This is a genomic window from Adhaeribacter aerolatus, from assembly GCF_007991635.1.
GTDB lineage: Bacteria > Bacteroidota > Bacteroidia > Cytophagales > Hymenobacteraceae > Adhaeribacter > Adhaeribacter aerolatus.
This window is the reverse complement of sequence record NZ_BJYS01000049.1, coordinates 42,050-55,592: the sequence shown is the minus strand read 5'-3', so window position 1 is coordinate 55,592 and position 13,543 is coordinate 42,050. Positions and strand designations below refer to the sequence as shown.

Genomic DNA, 13,543 nt, shown 5'->3' with positions numbered 1-13,543 from the left:
AGTTTTAGCATTAATAATTCTGCCAATCAGCCAGTAATAACAAAACAGCTGATCCGGTATCTTCTAATATTTACCACCCCGATAGTTGCCTAAAACTAAAAGTTTAATTTTAAATATTCAAGCATTTAGCAAAATAGTGTGTTCGAGCACATTATTTTATACTACTGGTTTTTATGCAGGCTGCCACTTAAAATATAAGTGCCTACCTTACCGCACTAAGAGGATATTGGCCCTGGCTTTAGCAGTTTATCGTATAGTTATACTCCTTCCCAAGTGTAGAAATACTATTCGCTTACTTGTTTAGTATCCACCTAAAATAATGATTTAGGTAGGTTGTGAGGTGGCAGCATTTCCGGATACGTTTCAGCCAGAAGGCGTACTCGCTGATAGGGGCTTGACACTGTTATGCGTAAAATTAGTGCAGCGCGCTACGCATTATATGGAAAGCCAATCTCCCGGTTGGTCTAATCCATAAAGCACCTAAATTTTCAGATATAGTAAAAATTTTTCATGCCATAATTTAAATAATAGAAAAAACCGTTTAGCAATAGCTATAACTGGTTTAAAGTCCACTTTCTTTTGCCACTTTAACTGCGACTTACCTGGTCTGTACCTAATTCTTATATTTGCTAGCTACGCCAATCAGAGATTGGCTATCCGAGAATTGCGCAGAGCGCTCCGCTAACTCTCCGCACAACAGGGAGTGGCACAACGAAACTAACGCGTTACGCTAAAGCTCCGCACAACTGGTCAACTGGGTTTAATGCTGCGCTGGTTCCTAACCGAAAGAAGGGAATTAACTTCTGAACAGGCGACTGTCGAAAGGAAAAGGCGTTGGCTCCCCGACCAGGGTTATCTTAGCCCAATTGGGATGTTGCGGATTGAGCAAATAATTAAAATCGCCGGGTACTACCGCGGAGGGTACTTTCAAAGCCAGAAACTGGCCGGCTTTTACAAAATTATCACCAATTTGTTGTGTAGCGGTTAAATGCGGGAAAGTATGCCAGTCGGGCGCCAGGCTGCTGAGTTCTACGGTTTCGGTATCTTCGTCCGGAATTTCGAGGGTTACTAAAAAGTAATCTTTGGGCACAATCCCAATGGGCAGGTGTACCGCTACTTCGGCCATACAAAGCGCCCGCGATTCGGCGGTGTAAAGCAAGGCTGTTCCTTTGCTGTTCCAGCGCCCGCCGGCTAAATACGCGCCGGTGCCGGAGAGGGCGGTACAATATTGTTTTTTACTCAGCCGGAAAACAATCATGCCAGCACGCCGTGTTCAATCCGGATTAATTCATCCCGCAGTAAATTTATTCCGAAACTGCTATCGAGCAAATCTTTGGGTTTAACGTGGCCCAAAGCTACATTAGTAGCTTCCAGCCAGGCAGCAAAATTTTCTTTATCTTCAAAAACTTCCGTTCCCTTTTTAAACACAAGCAAAATCTCTAGTATTTTCTCCGATTGAAGCGCATCAAAAGTGGCTGCCTCTTTCTTATATCGCTGCAGGGTACGGTCGGACAAATGGAGGTAAGCCGCCCAATCGGCCGGGGTAAAAGGCATAGCTTTCACTAATTCCTGATACAAATCAAAAGGCAATCCGGCCCGAACCGTTTGAATGAGGGTATATACATCTTGGTCGGCGATTTCTGCCAGGTTAGTCCTAGTAAGTTTTTTAGCCGGCGCGCCCTGCATAGATTTACTAACTTGACCAGGAGCATGAAGCTCGTTAACTTTATTATATTTATTATCGGCTTTCCCTTTCCTGGTTTTAAAGGTAGTTGCTGTTGTGGAGAGGTCCTGCACTTTATCTATTTTTTGCCCGGAACTATGTTTTGTTTTGCTATCCATTTAACTGCCTTTATCCAAATATACAACCTTTGTCGTTATATTAACGACATTTGTCGTAAATTAGTTTGTAAGTTTAGATTCGTAGCTATGCGGAGAGTTAGCGCTTTGCTCTACGCATTTTCCGGAAAGCCAATCGCTGATTGGTGTAATAAGAAATATATCAACTATTCTGTTCTATTCTTTTAGCATCTGGCGTACCAAACGCTTTGGTAGGAATTCTCAAGGCTTGGCTGTTTAAATTCCAGTTTATTGTTTGCTGCTTCGGTTAACTTTAGTTGGTTATACGAGCAGGAAAAAATTATTATATTCAGCCCAAATTATCTTAATCAGTTGTTCATGAAGAAATGTGCCTGCTTGCTATTATTTGTTTTTTGCTTTCTTACCGCCACAAGTCAGGTACTTACCGATTCAGTTTTAATTGAAAACCACTATCGCACGTTTCACTTCCAAAAGCCGAACCATACTACTCAGAATTTTAATCTGATATTTGTCCTGCACGGGTCCGGTGGAAATGGGCAAGGCATGATGAAACCCGCCGAGAATTTGGAAAAGGAAGCCGGCAAAGAACCATTTCTATTGGTTTATCCGGATGGTTACAAGCGCTACTGGAATGAGTGCCGTAAATCGGCTACCAGTGTTGCTAACCAGGAAAATATTAACGAGCAGGCCTTTTTCGAAGCCATGCTGCACTACTTTAATAAAAATTACGGGGTAAACGGTAAGCATTTTTATGCCATTGGTTTGTCGGGTGGGGGCCACATGGCTTATAAGTTGGCCTTAACCATGCCCGATAAATGCAAAGGGATAAGCGCCATTGTGGCCAATTTGCCGGACCAGACCAATTTAGATTGTGAAGAAGCAAAAAAGCCGGTACCCGTTATGATTATTAACGGTACCAATGATGCTGTTAACCCTTATACCGGCGGCGAAATGAAGGTAAATGGCAGTTCGTTTGGCCGCGTGCTTTCCACGGAAAATACCTTTACCTATTGGGCTTCTTTAGCAGGATATAAGGGTAAGCCCAAAGTAGAAACTTTGCCGGATTCGAATTCGGGCAATAAACAAACGATTACCAAATATACTTTCAAAAAAGGTAGAAAGCCCGAAGTCGTACTGCTTAAAGTTATCGGCGGGGAGCATGCTTTTCCCGAAGATGTGAATGGTTTTACCGAATCGTGGCAATTTTTTAAAAGACAAAAATAATGTAAAATATATCAGGGCATGTTTAACCCCTGATATACCTGTTATGCGTAGAATTAGCGCAGCGCGCTACGCATTTTTAGAAAAGCGAATTTCTGATTGGCGTAAGAAAAAATATACAAACTATTCTGCTAGATTAACTTCTAGCGTACCAAACGCTTTGGCAGGAAAACGCAAAATCAATCTGTTAGAATTGGAGCAAGTAATATTTTGCTACGTTTACTGCGGCTGCTATGAGCTTGCCTAAATATTCCTGTTTGTTAGTAGCGCCAATCGTAAAATAGTGAAAAGTGCGTAGGCTACTGTGCTAACGCTGCGCACAACAGGGGACAATTATACCTAATTATACCTATGGCAAAATGCCCGGCCCGTTTAGTAACTTTGAAAATAACGAATGGGTAAACGAAGTATCTGCATATAACAAAATAAAACCAGGAAATGGCAACCAGAACCAGATCGGAAAATCAACAGAAGAAGCAGCGTCAGAAGGAATTCAAAGAAAAAAAAGAACACCAGGAGCGCCTTCTAGCTGCCAAAAAAGCTAACCGCGAAACACCTAAAAGTGGCGATGCGCCGAACGAGATAGACAAAACCAAGGCTTAGTTAGGGCTTGTATTTTGATAATTTGTCCGTAGGTAAAGTCCCGTGATGCGCAGCGCTCTCCGCATTTTCAGAAAGCCAATCTCTGATTGGCGTAATGCGTACCACAAACAGACCATTTGCCTACCTCTTTCAAGCAACTGACGCCAAGGCCTTACCGCTTAAACAATCCCGCAGGCAGTTATTTTGTAAGGCTGTTAGATACGTTTTGGTTTGCGGCAAGTAAAAATAGCCGCAATACCCAGTACCAGTTCTGGCAGCAAAATAACCACGCCGAGGAATTACTAACGAATCATTTCACTGATCAAAAGCTGGAATATATTCACCAGAGTTCGGTGCAGGAAGGTTGGGTAGAGGAAGCTAACTGCTACCTGTACAGCAGTGCCCGCGCTTACAGCGGCTTGCCGGGGTTGGTACCGATTACTTTTATTGACTGAATCTTTTATTACGCCAATCAGAGATTGGCTTTCCAAAAGTGCGGAGAGCGCTGCGCTAACTCTCCGCACAACTGACAACTGAGGCGGGATTGCGGGGTTTGACTTGTACGTTAGTGCGGGTTGAGGAAACCAAATATAACCTGGTGGCCACTATCTTAAACCAGTACCCATTTTACGAATAACTCCACGGGATAGTCCTTTTCTCGGCACTGCTTTGCCGGGCTAATTCTAAAATCCGGATGGTGTTGCGGGCCTGCTCCGGGGTAACGGCCAACGGTCCCTGCCCGGTCACGGCGGCATAAACATTGGCATAAAATTCCCGGTAGTCGCCGGGTTCGCTTTGGATAGTACCCACCAGGTGCTGCCCCTGGTACTCGGTGTTTATTTTACCCCAGCGCGATTCCGGTTCAATGCCCCAGTCTGGCGTATTTACTGGCGTTAAACCGGCCTTGAGGGCTTCTTCCTGCACATCGGTGCCGTATTTTACATAACTACCCTGCTCGCCCAGCAATTGGTAAGTAGGCCCGGGTTCCCGTACCAGCATGCCGCCTTTTAAAGTTACTTTCAGCGCGTCGTAATCCAGCATCACCGTAAAATTATCGATGGTTTTACCATCGGTGCGCTGTATCCGTTCGTCGGCGGTTATGGCGAGGGGCAAGCCAAATAAAACCTGGGCTTCGTCTATCAGGTGGGGCCCTAAATCGTAGAAGATGCCGGACCCCGGAATATTTTCTTCGCGCCAGGCTCCCGGCCTAAAGAAATTCCGGAAACGGTCGAAGTGGATTTCCAGCTCTGCCAGGCGGCCCAGCAATTGACTGGCTATAACCCGGCGGAGGGTTTTGGCATTACTGTCCCAGCGGCGGTTGTGGTGTACCGTTAGCAAGAGATTCTGGCGGGTAGCCAAGGCAATCAACGCATCCGCTTCGGCAGAAGTAACCGTAAAAGGCTTATCCACTACTACGTGTTTTCCGGCCAGCAACGCCGCTTCGGCCAGCGTATAATGGGTGTGGTTGGGGGTGGCAATGACCACCAGATTAATGGTCTCGTCGTTCAGTATCGCTTTGGTTTCGGCTACTACCTCGGCGAAGGGGTAACGCTGATTGGCCAGGTGGATATTGGCGGGTTTGGTTTCCCGGATTTTAACCAGGTGCAGCCCCGGCACACTGCTAATAATGGGAGCATGAAAAACCTGACCGGCCATGCCATAGCCAATCAATCCGACGCGTACTGTCTCAGGCATACAAATGTTTATTATTAATAGCGGCGTAAGTTATCTGTCCCGGACAAAAGCGCCAAATTTAAGACAGCTAATATTCTCTGGTTATTTAGTCTTTAGCGCATATTTAAATATTGAAATTCTTAGTTATTTAGTTATGCTTAGCTTTGCGTAGAGTTAGCGTTTCAGAAAGCCAATCTCTGATTGGCGTAATGCGTACCACAAACAGACCATTTGCCTACCTCTTCCATGCAGCTGACTCATTTTAACAATGGTTAAATAGTAGGCGTATATTCATTTATTCCAATCCATAATATTTAAATTAGGCTCCTTGTCGCTTACAACTGTTTTTAACTTACTAAGTAAAAATAGCCATGCTTACGCTACAGAATTTTGAAACCCAAATAGACGCAGCTATTTTGCAGCGGGGAAAACAATATTATAGTAATAAAGCAATAACCTGGCTCGAAGAAACCGCACCGAACACCTGGGAGGCCGAAGTGGAGGGCACCGACACCTACCAGGTTACTGTAACACTCGCCAGCCAAGACGAAATAACTGAAATTTCCTGCAGTTGCCCGTACGATGGCCGCATCTGCAAACATGCAGTGGCCGTATTTTTGGCCTTGCAGAAAGAAGTTAAAAAAGCAAAAAGCCAGAAAGCCAAAACAAGCGCCTCGAAAAATGTTTTCGAGAAGTTGCTGCAAAATATCAGCCAGTCCGAATACCAGGAGTTTATTCGTCGGTATGCGGCCAAAGACAAAAACTTTAAAACTGAATTTGAGCTTTATTTTGCCGAAAAAGACGACCGCATAGATGTAGGCCGGAAGTACGAAGATTTAATGAAGAAACTCATCCGGAAATACACCGACCGGGGCTTTATTCATTACCGGGCCACCTATGGTTTAGCTAAAGAGGCAGATAAAATACTGGCTGGCGGCGAAGAATTTATCCGGAAAAATAACTTTCGCGATGCATTTGCTTTAGCCCGTGTGGTTTTAAAAGCCCTGATGGAAGCCTCCACCAATAGCGATGATTCGAATGGCAATATCGGCAGCACCATTTACCAGGCCGTACAACTTATTCAAAACATTGCCGGTGCCGGCCAAGCCGCTCCGGAACTAAAAGAAAGCATATTTATTTTCTTAAAAACGGAACTCGATAATCCGGTTTATTTTAATTACGGCGACTACGGTTACGATTTATTCGACCTCTTCCAGATGCTGGCCCTACAGCTTAACCACCCCGCCGAATTTTTAACTTTTATAGATACACAGCTTCGTCGCCTCACCGGGGAATATGAGAGTTACCAGAAAGAATATTTTCTAAAACGAAAAATAGATTTTTTAGAAGCCACCGGCAAAACAAAAGAGGCAGCCGACCTGGTGCAGCAAAACTTAGATATTGTGAGTGTGCGGCAGGGCGAAGTAAACAAAGCCATTGCGGAACAAAAATATATTGCGGCTAAAAACTTGATTAATGGCGGTATTCAGGTGGCCGAAAGAAAAGATCATCCGGGCACGGTAGCCGCCTGGCAAAAAGAATTGTTACGGATAGCCGTTTTAGAAAAAGACACCGAAACCCTCCGGCGCTTAGCCCGCCACTTTGCTTTCGACCGGGGATTTACGCTGGAGTATTATAAATTGTGGAAAGAAACTTTTACCTCGGCGGAATGGCCAAACGAAATTGAAAAATACATCCGGGAAATCGAAGCGAAGATAAACCACGAATGGAAAATAAATAAAGGGAAATACTGGCAGCCCGCCCATCCGCCTTTGCTGTACCAGCTTGGTCCAGTGTTTATTCAGGAGGGGTATTGGGATAGGCTTTTAGCACTGGTTCAGCAGGAAAACAATTTAGAAACTACCTTCTCATACCACAATTATTTAGCGCCACGTTACCCTGCCGAATTACTGGAAATATATCTGCCCGCGCTGGAACAGTACGGAAATAAAGCCAGCGACCGGAGAGACTATGCCGATTTGGCTGCAAGAATGAAGCAAGTAATGAAGGATATTCCGGCCGGGAAAGAAAAAATAATAAAGCTGACGCAGTACCTGAAAGAGAAGTATCCGCGCCGCCCGGCCATGCAGGAAGAATTAAATAAGATTCTAAAATAAGGGCCATGCTTTCGGAAGAAGAAATAGAACAAAAGATATACGACGAAATTATAGTTGACTGCTACGACGAATTAGAGGCGAGCGCAGGTTGGTACAATTATTTGGAAGAAAACCTCCTTTTCCCGTTTAAAGCTACTGCCCAGCTTAAAAAACGCGCTGGCAGCACAGAATTACAGGAAGTGGAGATACTGGGGCTTGCTAGTCGGCCAGAAGATTTTACAGGCAAAGATTTTAACCTTCAGATGCAAAGCGGCGATTACATCTTCCCTGTTGCTTACTCCCAATTGAGTAATTTAAGAGCCTCCCCGGAAACTTTGGAAGCGTTTACGGTCTGGGATTATTGGGTAAGAAAGTAATGGCAAATTATAATCATAAAGGGCCTTTGCAATCCTGAATATGTCAATCGGAGACTGGCTTTCGTTGTGCGTGGCGTTAACGAAGCGCTCTACGCACAACGAAAACAAGCGACAACTTCCTGGTTTTAGAGTGTGGCAGGTGAATTTACTGGAGTTTTTAGGTAAGGCCGAACATTTATACCCATTTGGGCCATCCCGGCAATCCAGGTTTCTTCATCCATGCCCGCCGAAGCAATCCAATCTTCATCTGATAGGGATGCCCGGAAACTTAAAAATAGCTCGGCGTCGGGCGATGCCACGTGCCGGAAACCAGTACGCTCGCCAGCTATAACTTCGTAAATAGTATTACTAATTAACGAAACAGGTATATTATTTTCCTTTGATGAAAGTAAAAGCGCCCTCATCCGTGCCATGTTGGGGTAGTTGGTATCAGGCGCTACTTGGTCTAATTTATTCATTAACGGTGTGTAAATAATTCCAGGCACAACCACTGCCACCCGAATGCCCAAGGGTTCTACTTCACCCGCCAATGATTCGCTTAATGCTTCTACAGCGGCTTTGGTTGCAGAATAAGCGCCGAAATAGGGAGCGTAAACTTTTCCGGATATGGAGGAAATGTTAACAATCATTCCGCTCCGGCGTTCGCGCATAGCAGGTAAAACCGCCTGTATACAACGCAGGGTGCCAAAATAATTTGTTTGCATAACCTGTTGGTACACGTCTATCGGTGTTTCTTCAACTACACTCAAAGGCGCAATACCAGCATTATTGATTAATACATCTATATGACCTGCTTGTGCCAACACTTGCTCTATTGCTGTTTTTACCGATTCATCAGAATCTACGTCCAAAGGCGCGATAGTAATAGGCAGATTATCTCGTTCGGCTAGTTGAGCCAATTCGGGAGAGCCTTGTGGATTGCGCATGGTAGCATATACATGATAGCCTTTCCGGGCCAGGAGCTCGGCTGTAACAAAACCAATCCCGGTACTGCAACCAGTAATAAGTACATTAGTCATACACTTTAAATTTTAAAGGTTTATAAAGGAATTAGGGCTAAAAAATTTTGGATATTTTAAAGCGGAAATGTTATTTGAATGCTGTAAGCTTCGAATGAATAATTTAAATTAATTACTTTAAATTGAAAAAGCAACAAATATTATTAAAAAAATTAAATTTAATGTATTAGAACTTAGATTAAGGAAGCTTTACTCGCCTTATAATAAAATTAGGTTCTAAAATGGTTAATGGACTTGAGCGCTATACATAAAAAGTGCAATCAGAAAAGCCCGGTAGTAAGCGGCACGGAACTACCCATATTTTCCTGTACCTTTACCCGGTATAAACCCTATAAAAGATGCTGGAACAGGCGCTGGAAAAACTGAATATTACGGAATTGAACCCCATGCAGGAAGCGGTCATGACTGCCGCGGCACAGCAGGATCTGGTCTTGCTGGCACCTACCGGCTCGGGCAAAACGTTGGGCTTTCTATTGCCTTTATTGTCGCGGTTGCAGCCTGATGTGCCCGGTATTCAGGCGCTGGTGCTGGTGCCGGCCCGGGAACTAGCCTTGCAGATTGAGCAGGTATTCCGGCAAATGAGTACCGGCTTTGGGGTGAAATGCTTTTATGGCGGCCATGCCACCCGCTCCGAACGCAGCAGTTTAACCACACCGCCAGCGGTATTGGTAGGTACGCCCGGCCGTATAGCGTTTCATTTACGCGAAGGGAATATTGATGGCAACACTGTTCATACCCTGGTGCTCGATGAGTTTGATAAATCGCTGGAGTTTGGGTTTGAGGCCGATATGGAATATATCATCCGGCAGTTGCCCCAGGTGCAGCGGCGCCTCTTAACTTCGGCTACAGCCATGACTAAGATACCGGCATTTACCAGGTTGCAAAATCAGGCTACGGTTAACTTCTTGCAGGATGTACCCAGTACCCCTGATTTAGAAGTAAGAGCAGTGCCCGTAAGCGATGGTGACAAAGCTACGGCCTTGTTCCGGCTGTTGTGTAAACTGGGCAATACGCCCACGCTGGTATTCTGTAACCAACGCGATGCCGTAGAAGAACTTAGCCAGTATCTGACCCAAAAGCGGCTGGCGCACGGCATTTTCCACGGTGGATTGGAGCAGCCCGACCGGGAGCGGGCTTTACTTAAATTTCGGAACGGTACTTACCATTTGCTTCTGAGCACCGATTTAGCAGCCCGTGGCCTGGATATTCCCGAAATAGAAAACGTCATTCATTACGAGTTGGCTACTGCCGAAATTTATCTGCACCGCAATGGCCGCACTGCCCGCATGCAAGCCAAAGGCACCGCTTACGTATTATTGCCACCCGGCGATAAACCAGATTATTTGCCTACCTCGCTGCCCACCGAAACCTTGCCGGTGCGCCCGGCTTTACCGCCGCCCAGCTCTTGGGAAACCCTGTACCTGAGTGCCGGCAAAAAAGATAAAATCAGCAAGGGCGATGTGGCGGGCTTCCTGTTGCAGAAAGGCCATTTGCAAAAAGACGAACTGGGTTTAATTTATTTGCAGGACTATGTCACTTTCGCGGCCGTCAGCCGTGCCAAAGCCGATGCCCTGGTGCAGCAATTAAGCAACGAAAAGCTTAAAAATAAAAAAGTAAAGATCGGCCGCGCCAAGTAACCAATATACCCTCGTACAAAAAAGGCGCTGTTCGGTTTGGTAAATTTCCAAACCGAACAGCGCCTTTTTTGCAGGGGAATATTATTTAACTAATTGCCTGCACCCCGGCCTCCGCTACCGCATGATCATCTTCAACGGTACTGCCCGAAACGCCGATAGCGCCAATTATCTGGCCAGAATTATCCCTGATAGGAATACCGCCCGGAAAAGTAATCAGGCCGTTGTTGGAATGCTCAATGTTGTATAAAGAACCGCCCGGTTGCGAAAGTTTACCAATCTCGCCGGTGTTCATATCGAAGAAGCGGGCCGTTCTGGCCTTTTTTATAGAAATATCAACCGAACCCAGCCAGGCACCATCCATACGGGCAAAGGCAGTCAGGTTAGCGCCCGAATCTACTACGGCAATATTCATTTTAACGCCCAGTTCGCCGGCTTTTGCTAAAGCGGCTTTAATAGCGTTTTTGGCTTGGTCTAAGGTTATGTTCATCGTTTTAAATTTTAAATATTAACTTAATTGAAAGTAGAAAATTACCTATTTTCTGGTTAGAAGCAAGTTATAGGTCTCTGCAATTCGAAAATCCATGGCAGTACTATCCAAAATATTACCGCATAACAAATTATACAAACCTCTCCAAAGTACCCTTTTTCTGGTACTATAGTATCCTGAATAAACCTTTTGTGCTTTAACCCAGGACTTCTTCCATGCTATTCAAAAGGCTTAGGCGGTTTAGGAAAGGATTTAAAGATTAAAAAGACAACTTTGCGAAAGTCCTGTTACTTGTAGTTCTAATCTTTCGTAAGCATAAAACTTTAAGAATAATGCTTACATGCGCGTACTTCTGAATTATCTGAAACCCCACCGGGGTTTAATTTTTTTATCGTTGCTGCTGGCCGGTATTAGCCAGGTGCTGGCCCTGTACGATCCGGTTATCTTCGGAAAAATTATTGATAATTATGCCACGCCGCCTTTTACGCTAAAGCCGGATGAGCGGGTAAAAGGAGCCCTGGGGCTAATGTTGCTGGCGGTAATTATTGCTTTGCTCTCGCGGCTGGCCAAAGCTTTTCAGGAGTATCTTACGAATTTAATTGTACAAAAATTTGGGGTGCAAATATTTAACGATGGCCTGAAACAAACGCTGCGGCTGTCGTACCAGGAATACGCCGACCAGAACAGCGGCGAGACCTTATCTATTCTGCAGCGCGTACGCCGCGATACCGAGCGGTTTATCACTGCTTTTATCAATATTTTGTTTTCTTCTGTGGTAGGCGTGGGCTTTCTGGTGTGGTATGCCATAACCAAACACTGGGACCTGGTGCCGGTTTTCTTGGTGGGTATGGTAGTGCTAGGCGGACTTACAAGTTTGCTGAGCGCCAAAATTAAAACCATGCAACGTTCTATCAACCGGGCCACGAATAAAATGTCCGGGGTTATTACCGAATCGCTGCGCAACATTGAGTTGGTGAAAAGTTTAGGCCTTACTTTTCAGGAAATCCGGCGGCTGCGCCAGCATACCGAGCAAATATTTCAACTGGAAATGGTGAAGGTAAAACGGGTGCGCACCTTGTCTTTTTTGCAAGGCACGGCCCTGAACCTACTGAAACAATCTATCCTGTTTACCTTGCTTTGGCTTATTTTTCGGGATGTGCTTACCACCGGTGAATTGATTTCGATGCAGTTTATTTCGGTTAGTATTTTCGGACCACTGCAAGATTTGGGCACCATTATTCTGGCTTATCGCGAAGCCGAAGCGGCGCTGCTGAATTTCGATGAATTAATGCAAAAACCCATTGAGAAGCGCCCCGAGTCGGCAATTGATATTGGCCCGCTGCAGCAATTGCGGTTTGAAGAAGTGATATTCCGGCACAAAGATGCTGCTCAAAATGCGCTGGATGGTATTTCATTCGAGGCTAATACCGGCGACACATTGGCCTTTGTGGGGCCATCGGGTTCGGGAAAATCTACGCTGGTAAAATTATTGGTGGGCTTATACGTGCCGGTGCAAGGCGAGGTGTACTACAACAACGTTTCGGCGAAAGCCATCTGGCTGAACGAGGCTAGGCGGCAACTGGGCTTTGTAACGCAGGAAACAAACTTGTTTTCGGGTACTATAAAAGAAAACCTGCTGTATGTTAAACCCGATGCGACCGACGAAGAAATTGTAGCGGCCATGCAGAAAGCTTCGTGTACCAACTTGTTGGCTCGTTCTGAAAACGGCATTAACACCCAGATAGGGGAGGGCGGCCTTAAAATGTCGGGCGGCGAAAAGCAACGGCTTTCCATTGCCCGCGCCCTCATCCGCAACCCGCGTCTGCTTATATTCGACGAAGCCACCTCGGCTCTGGATTCTTTAACCGAAGAAGAAATAACCGCTACCGTCCGGGAAATATCTGCCTTCCGCGAGCAAATTACCATCCTGATTGCTCACCGCTTATCTACCATTATGCACGCAGACACCATTTACGTACTGGAGAAAGGAAAAATTGTGGAACAGGGCAGCCATGAATATCTGCTTACCCAAAAAGGTTTGTATTACGCCATGTGGCGCCAGCAGATTGGTGAACGAAAGCCGGAGTTGATAAAATAATGCGAGGACCTCACCCTAAATCCCTCTCCTTAAAAAGGAGAGGTACTTTGATTAGTCTTTCAGTCATTACAATTATGGTGTTTAAGGCCTTCTTTTGAAATTTTAATAAGAGAATTGAATAGATATTTCTGGTATTTAGATAGCATCACTAAAGGACAAAGTAGTTTTAAAGGAATTTACTGCATCCACTAATTGATACTTTTTTACAGAACAATATTTATACCCCTGTTAAAAGCGTTTCCCTTGATAAATGCTTTACCGGAACTCCTCTTCTCCCAGGGAGAAGGGGTTGGGGGATGAGGTCCTTCCTTATGCCGCCTTTACAATCTGCGTAAATCTAGTAAAGTAATATTTTTCAAGTTTTTAGGTAATAAATTTCGGCCGTGTTACAATATTTAGCACTACCAAATTTACCTTACCTAAAGCACAGCCTGAAGGGGCCTAATACACTAGCCCAGGGTGCAGCTCTGGGAATAAATATACTACAAAGCCCTAAAGGCGAAATAATTCTTAATATTTATTTCTATTCTC

12 protein-coding genes are annotated in these 13,543 nt (G+C 45.0%); 7 read left to right on the top strand and 5 right to left on the bottom strand.

The window, feature by feature from the left end:
- Window positions 1-796 precede the first annotated feature (796 nt).
- On the bottom strand, window positions 797-1,258 hold the full coding sequence (locus AAE02nite_RS23830; protein ID WP_146904471.1) for an RES family NAD+ phosphorylase: 462 nt from the start codon (window positions 1,256-1,258) through the stop codon (window positions 797-799).
- A complete protein-coding gene (locus AAE02nite_RS23825) occupies window positions 1,255-1,842 on the bottom strand; it encodes an Xre family toxin-antitoxin system antitoxin (RefSeq protein WP_246151234.1) in 588 nt (195 codons plus the stop codon). Before AAE02nite_RS23825 ends, AAE02nite_RS23830 begins: the two co-directional genes overlap by 4 nt.
- A gap of 336 nt (window positions 1,843-2,178) precedes the next feature.
- Between AAE02nite_RS23825 and AAE02nite_RS23820 the strand changes: the two genes are divergently transcribed.
- The 3 genes from AAE02nite_RS23820 to AAE02nite_RS23810 all read left to right on the top strand — a co-directional run bounded on the left by AAE02nite_RS23820 (window position 2,179) and on the right by AAE02nite_RS23810 (window position 4,079).
- A complete protein-coding gene (locus AAE02nite_RS23820) occupies window positions 2,179-3,045 on the top strand; it encodes a CE1 family esterase (protein WP_146904468.1) in 867 nt (288 codons plus the stop codon).
- A gap of 435 nt (window positions 3,046-3,480) precedes the next feature.
- Entirely contained in the window at window positions 3,481-3,645 is a 165-nt protein-coding gene (locus tag AAE02nite_RS26440) for a hypothetical protein (RefSeq protein WP_170252679.1), read from the top strand.
- Between the two features lie 116 nt (window positions 3,646-3,761).
- Entirely contained in the window at window positions 3,762-4,079 is a 318-nt protein-coding gene (locus AAE02nite_RS23810) for a hypothetical protein (RefSeq protein WP_146904462.1), read from the top strand.
- 172 nt (window positions 4,080-4,251) lie between these two features.
- Here the strand turns inward: AAE02nite_RS23810 and AAE02nite_RS23805 are convergent, their stop codons facing one another.
- The gene (locus tag AAE02nite_RS23805) at window positions 4,252-5,319 is read right to left on the bottom strand and encodes an oxidoreductase (protein WP_146904458.1); all 1,068 of its coding nucleotides are present in this window, start codon (window positions 5,317-5,319) and stop codon (window positions 4,252-4,254) included.
- 350 nt (window positions 5,320-5,669) lie between these two features.
- On the opposite strand from AAE02nite_RS23805, the gene AAE02nite_RS23800 reads away from it, so the two are divergent.
- Window positions 5,670-7,415 carry an SWIM zinc finger family protein gene (locus tag AAE02nite_RS23800; protein ID WP_146904455.1) on the top strand — a complete coding sequence of 582 codons (1,746 nt, stop codon included), beginning with the start codon at window positions 5,670-5,672 and terminating at the stop codon, window positions 7,413-7,415.
- A 5-nt stretch (window positions 7,416-7,420) separates the two neighbouring features.
- Window positions 7,421-7,771 carry a calcium-binding protein gene (locus AAE02nite_RS23795; protein ID WP_146904453.1) on the top strand — a complete coding sequence of 117 codons (351 nt, stop codon included), beginning with the start codon at window positions 7,421-7,423 and terminating at the stop codon, window positions 7,769-7,771.
- Window positions 7,772-7,896: 125 nt separating this feature from the next.
- On the opposite strand, the gene AAE02nite_RS23790 is transcribed toward AAE02nite_RS23795, so the two are convergent.
- Window positions 7,897-8,790, bottom strand: a complete 894-nt coding sequence (locus AAE02nite_RS23790) for an SDR family oxidoreductase (protein ID WP_146904451.1) — start codon at window positions 8,788-8,790, stop codon at window positions 7,897-7,899.
- Between the two features lie 338 nt (window positions 8,791-9,128).
- On the opposite strand from AAE02nite_RS23790, the gene AAE02nite_RS23785 reads away from it, so the two are divergent.
- On the top strand, window positions 9,129-10,427 hold the full coding sequence (locus AAE02nite_RS23785) for a DEAD/DEAH box helicase (RefSeq protein WP_146904449.1): 1,299 nt from the start codon (window positions 9,129-9,131) through the stop codon (window positions 10,425-10,427).
- A gap of 85 nt (window positions 10,428-10,512) precedes the next feature.
- Here the strand turns inward: AAE02nite_RS23785 and AAE02nite_RS23780 are convergent, their stop codons facing one another.
- Complete coding sequence (locus AAE02nite_RS23780; protein ID WP_146904447.1) at window positions 10,513-10,914, bottom strand: GlcG/HbpS family heme-binding protein; 402 nt, start codon at window positions 10,912-10,914, stop codon at window positions 10,513-10,515.
- Between the two features lie 340 nt (window positions 10,915-11,254).
- Here AAE02nite_RS23780 and AAE02nite_RS23775 point away from each other — a divergent pair, with 340 nt between their 5' ends.
- Window positions 11,255-13,012 carry an ABC transporter ATP-binding protein gene (locus AAE02nite_RS23775; protein ID WP_146904445.1) on the top strand — a complete coding sequence of 586 codons (1,758 nt, stop codon included), beginning with the start codon at window positions 11,255-11,257 and terminating at the stop codon, window positions 13,010-13,012.
- The last annotated feature ends 531 nt before the right edge of the window (window positions 13,013-13,543 follow it).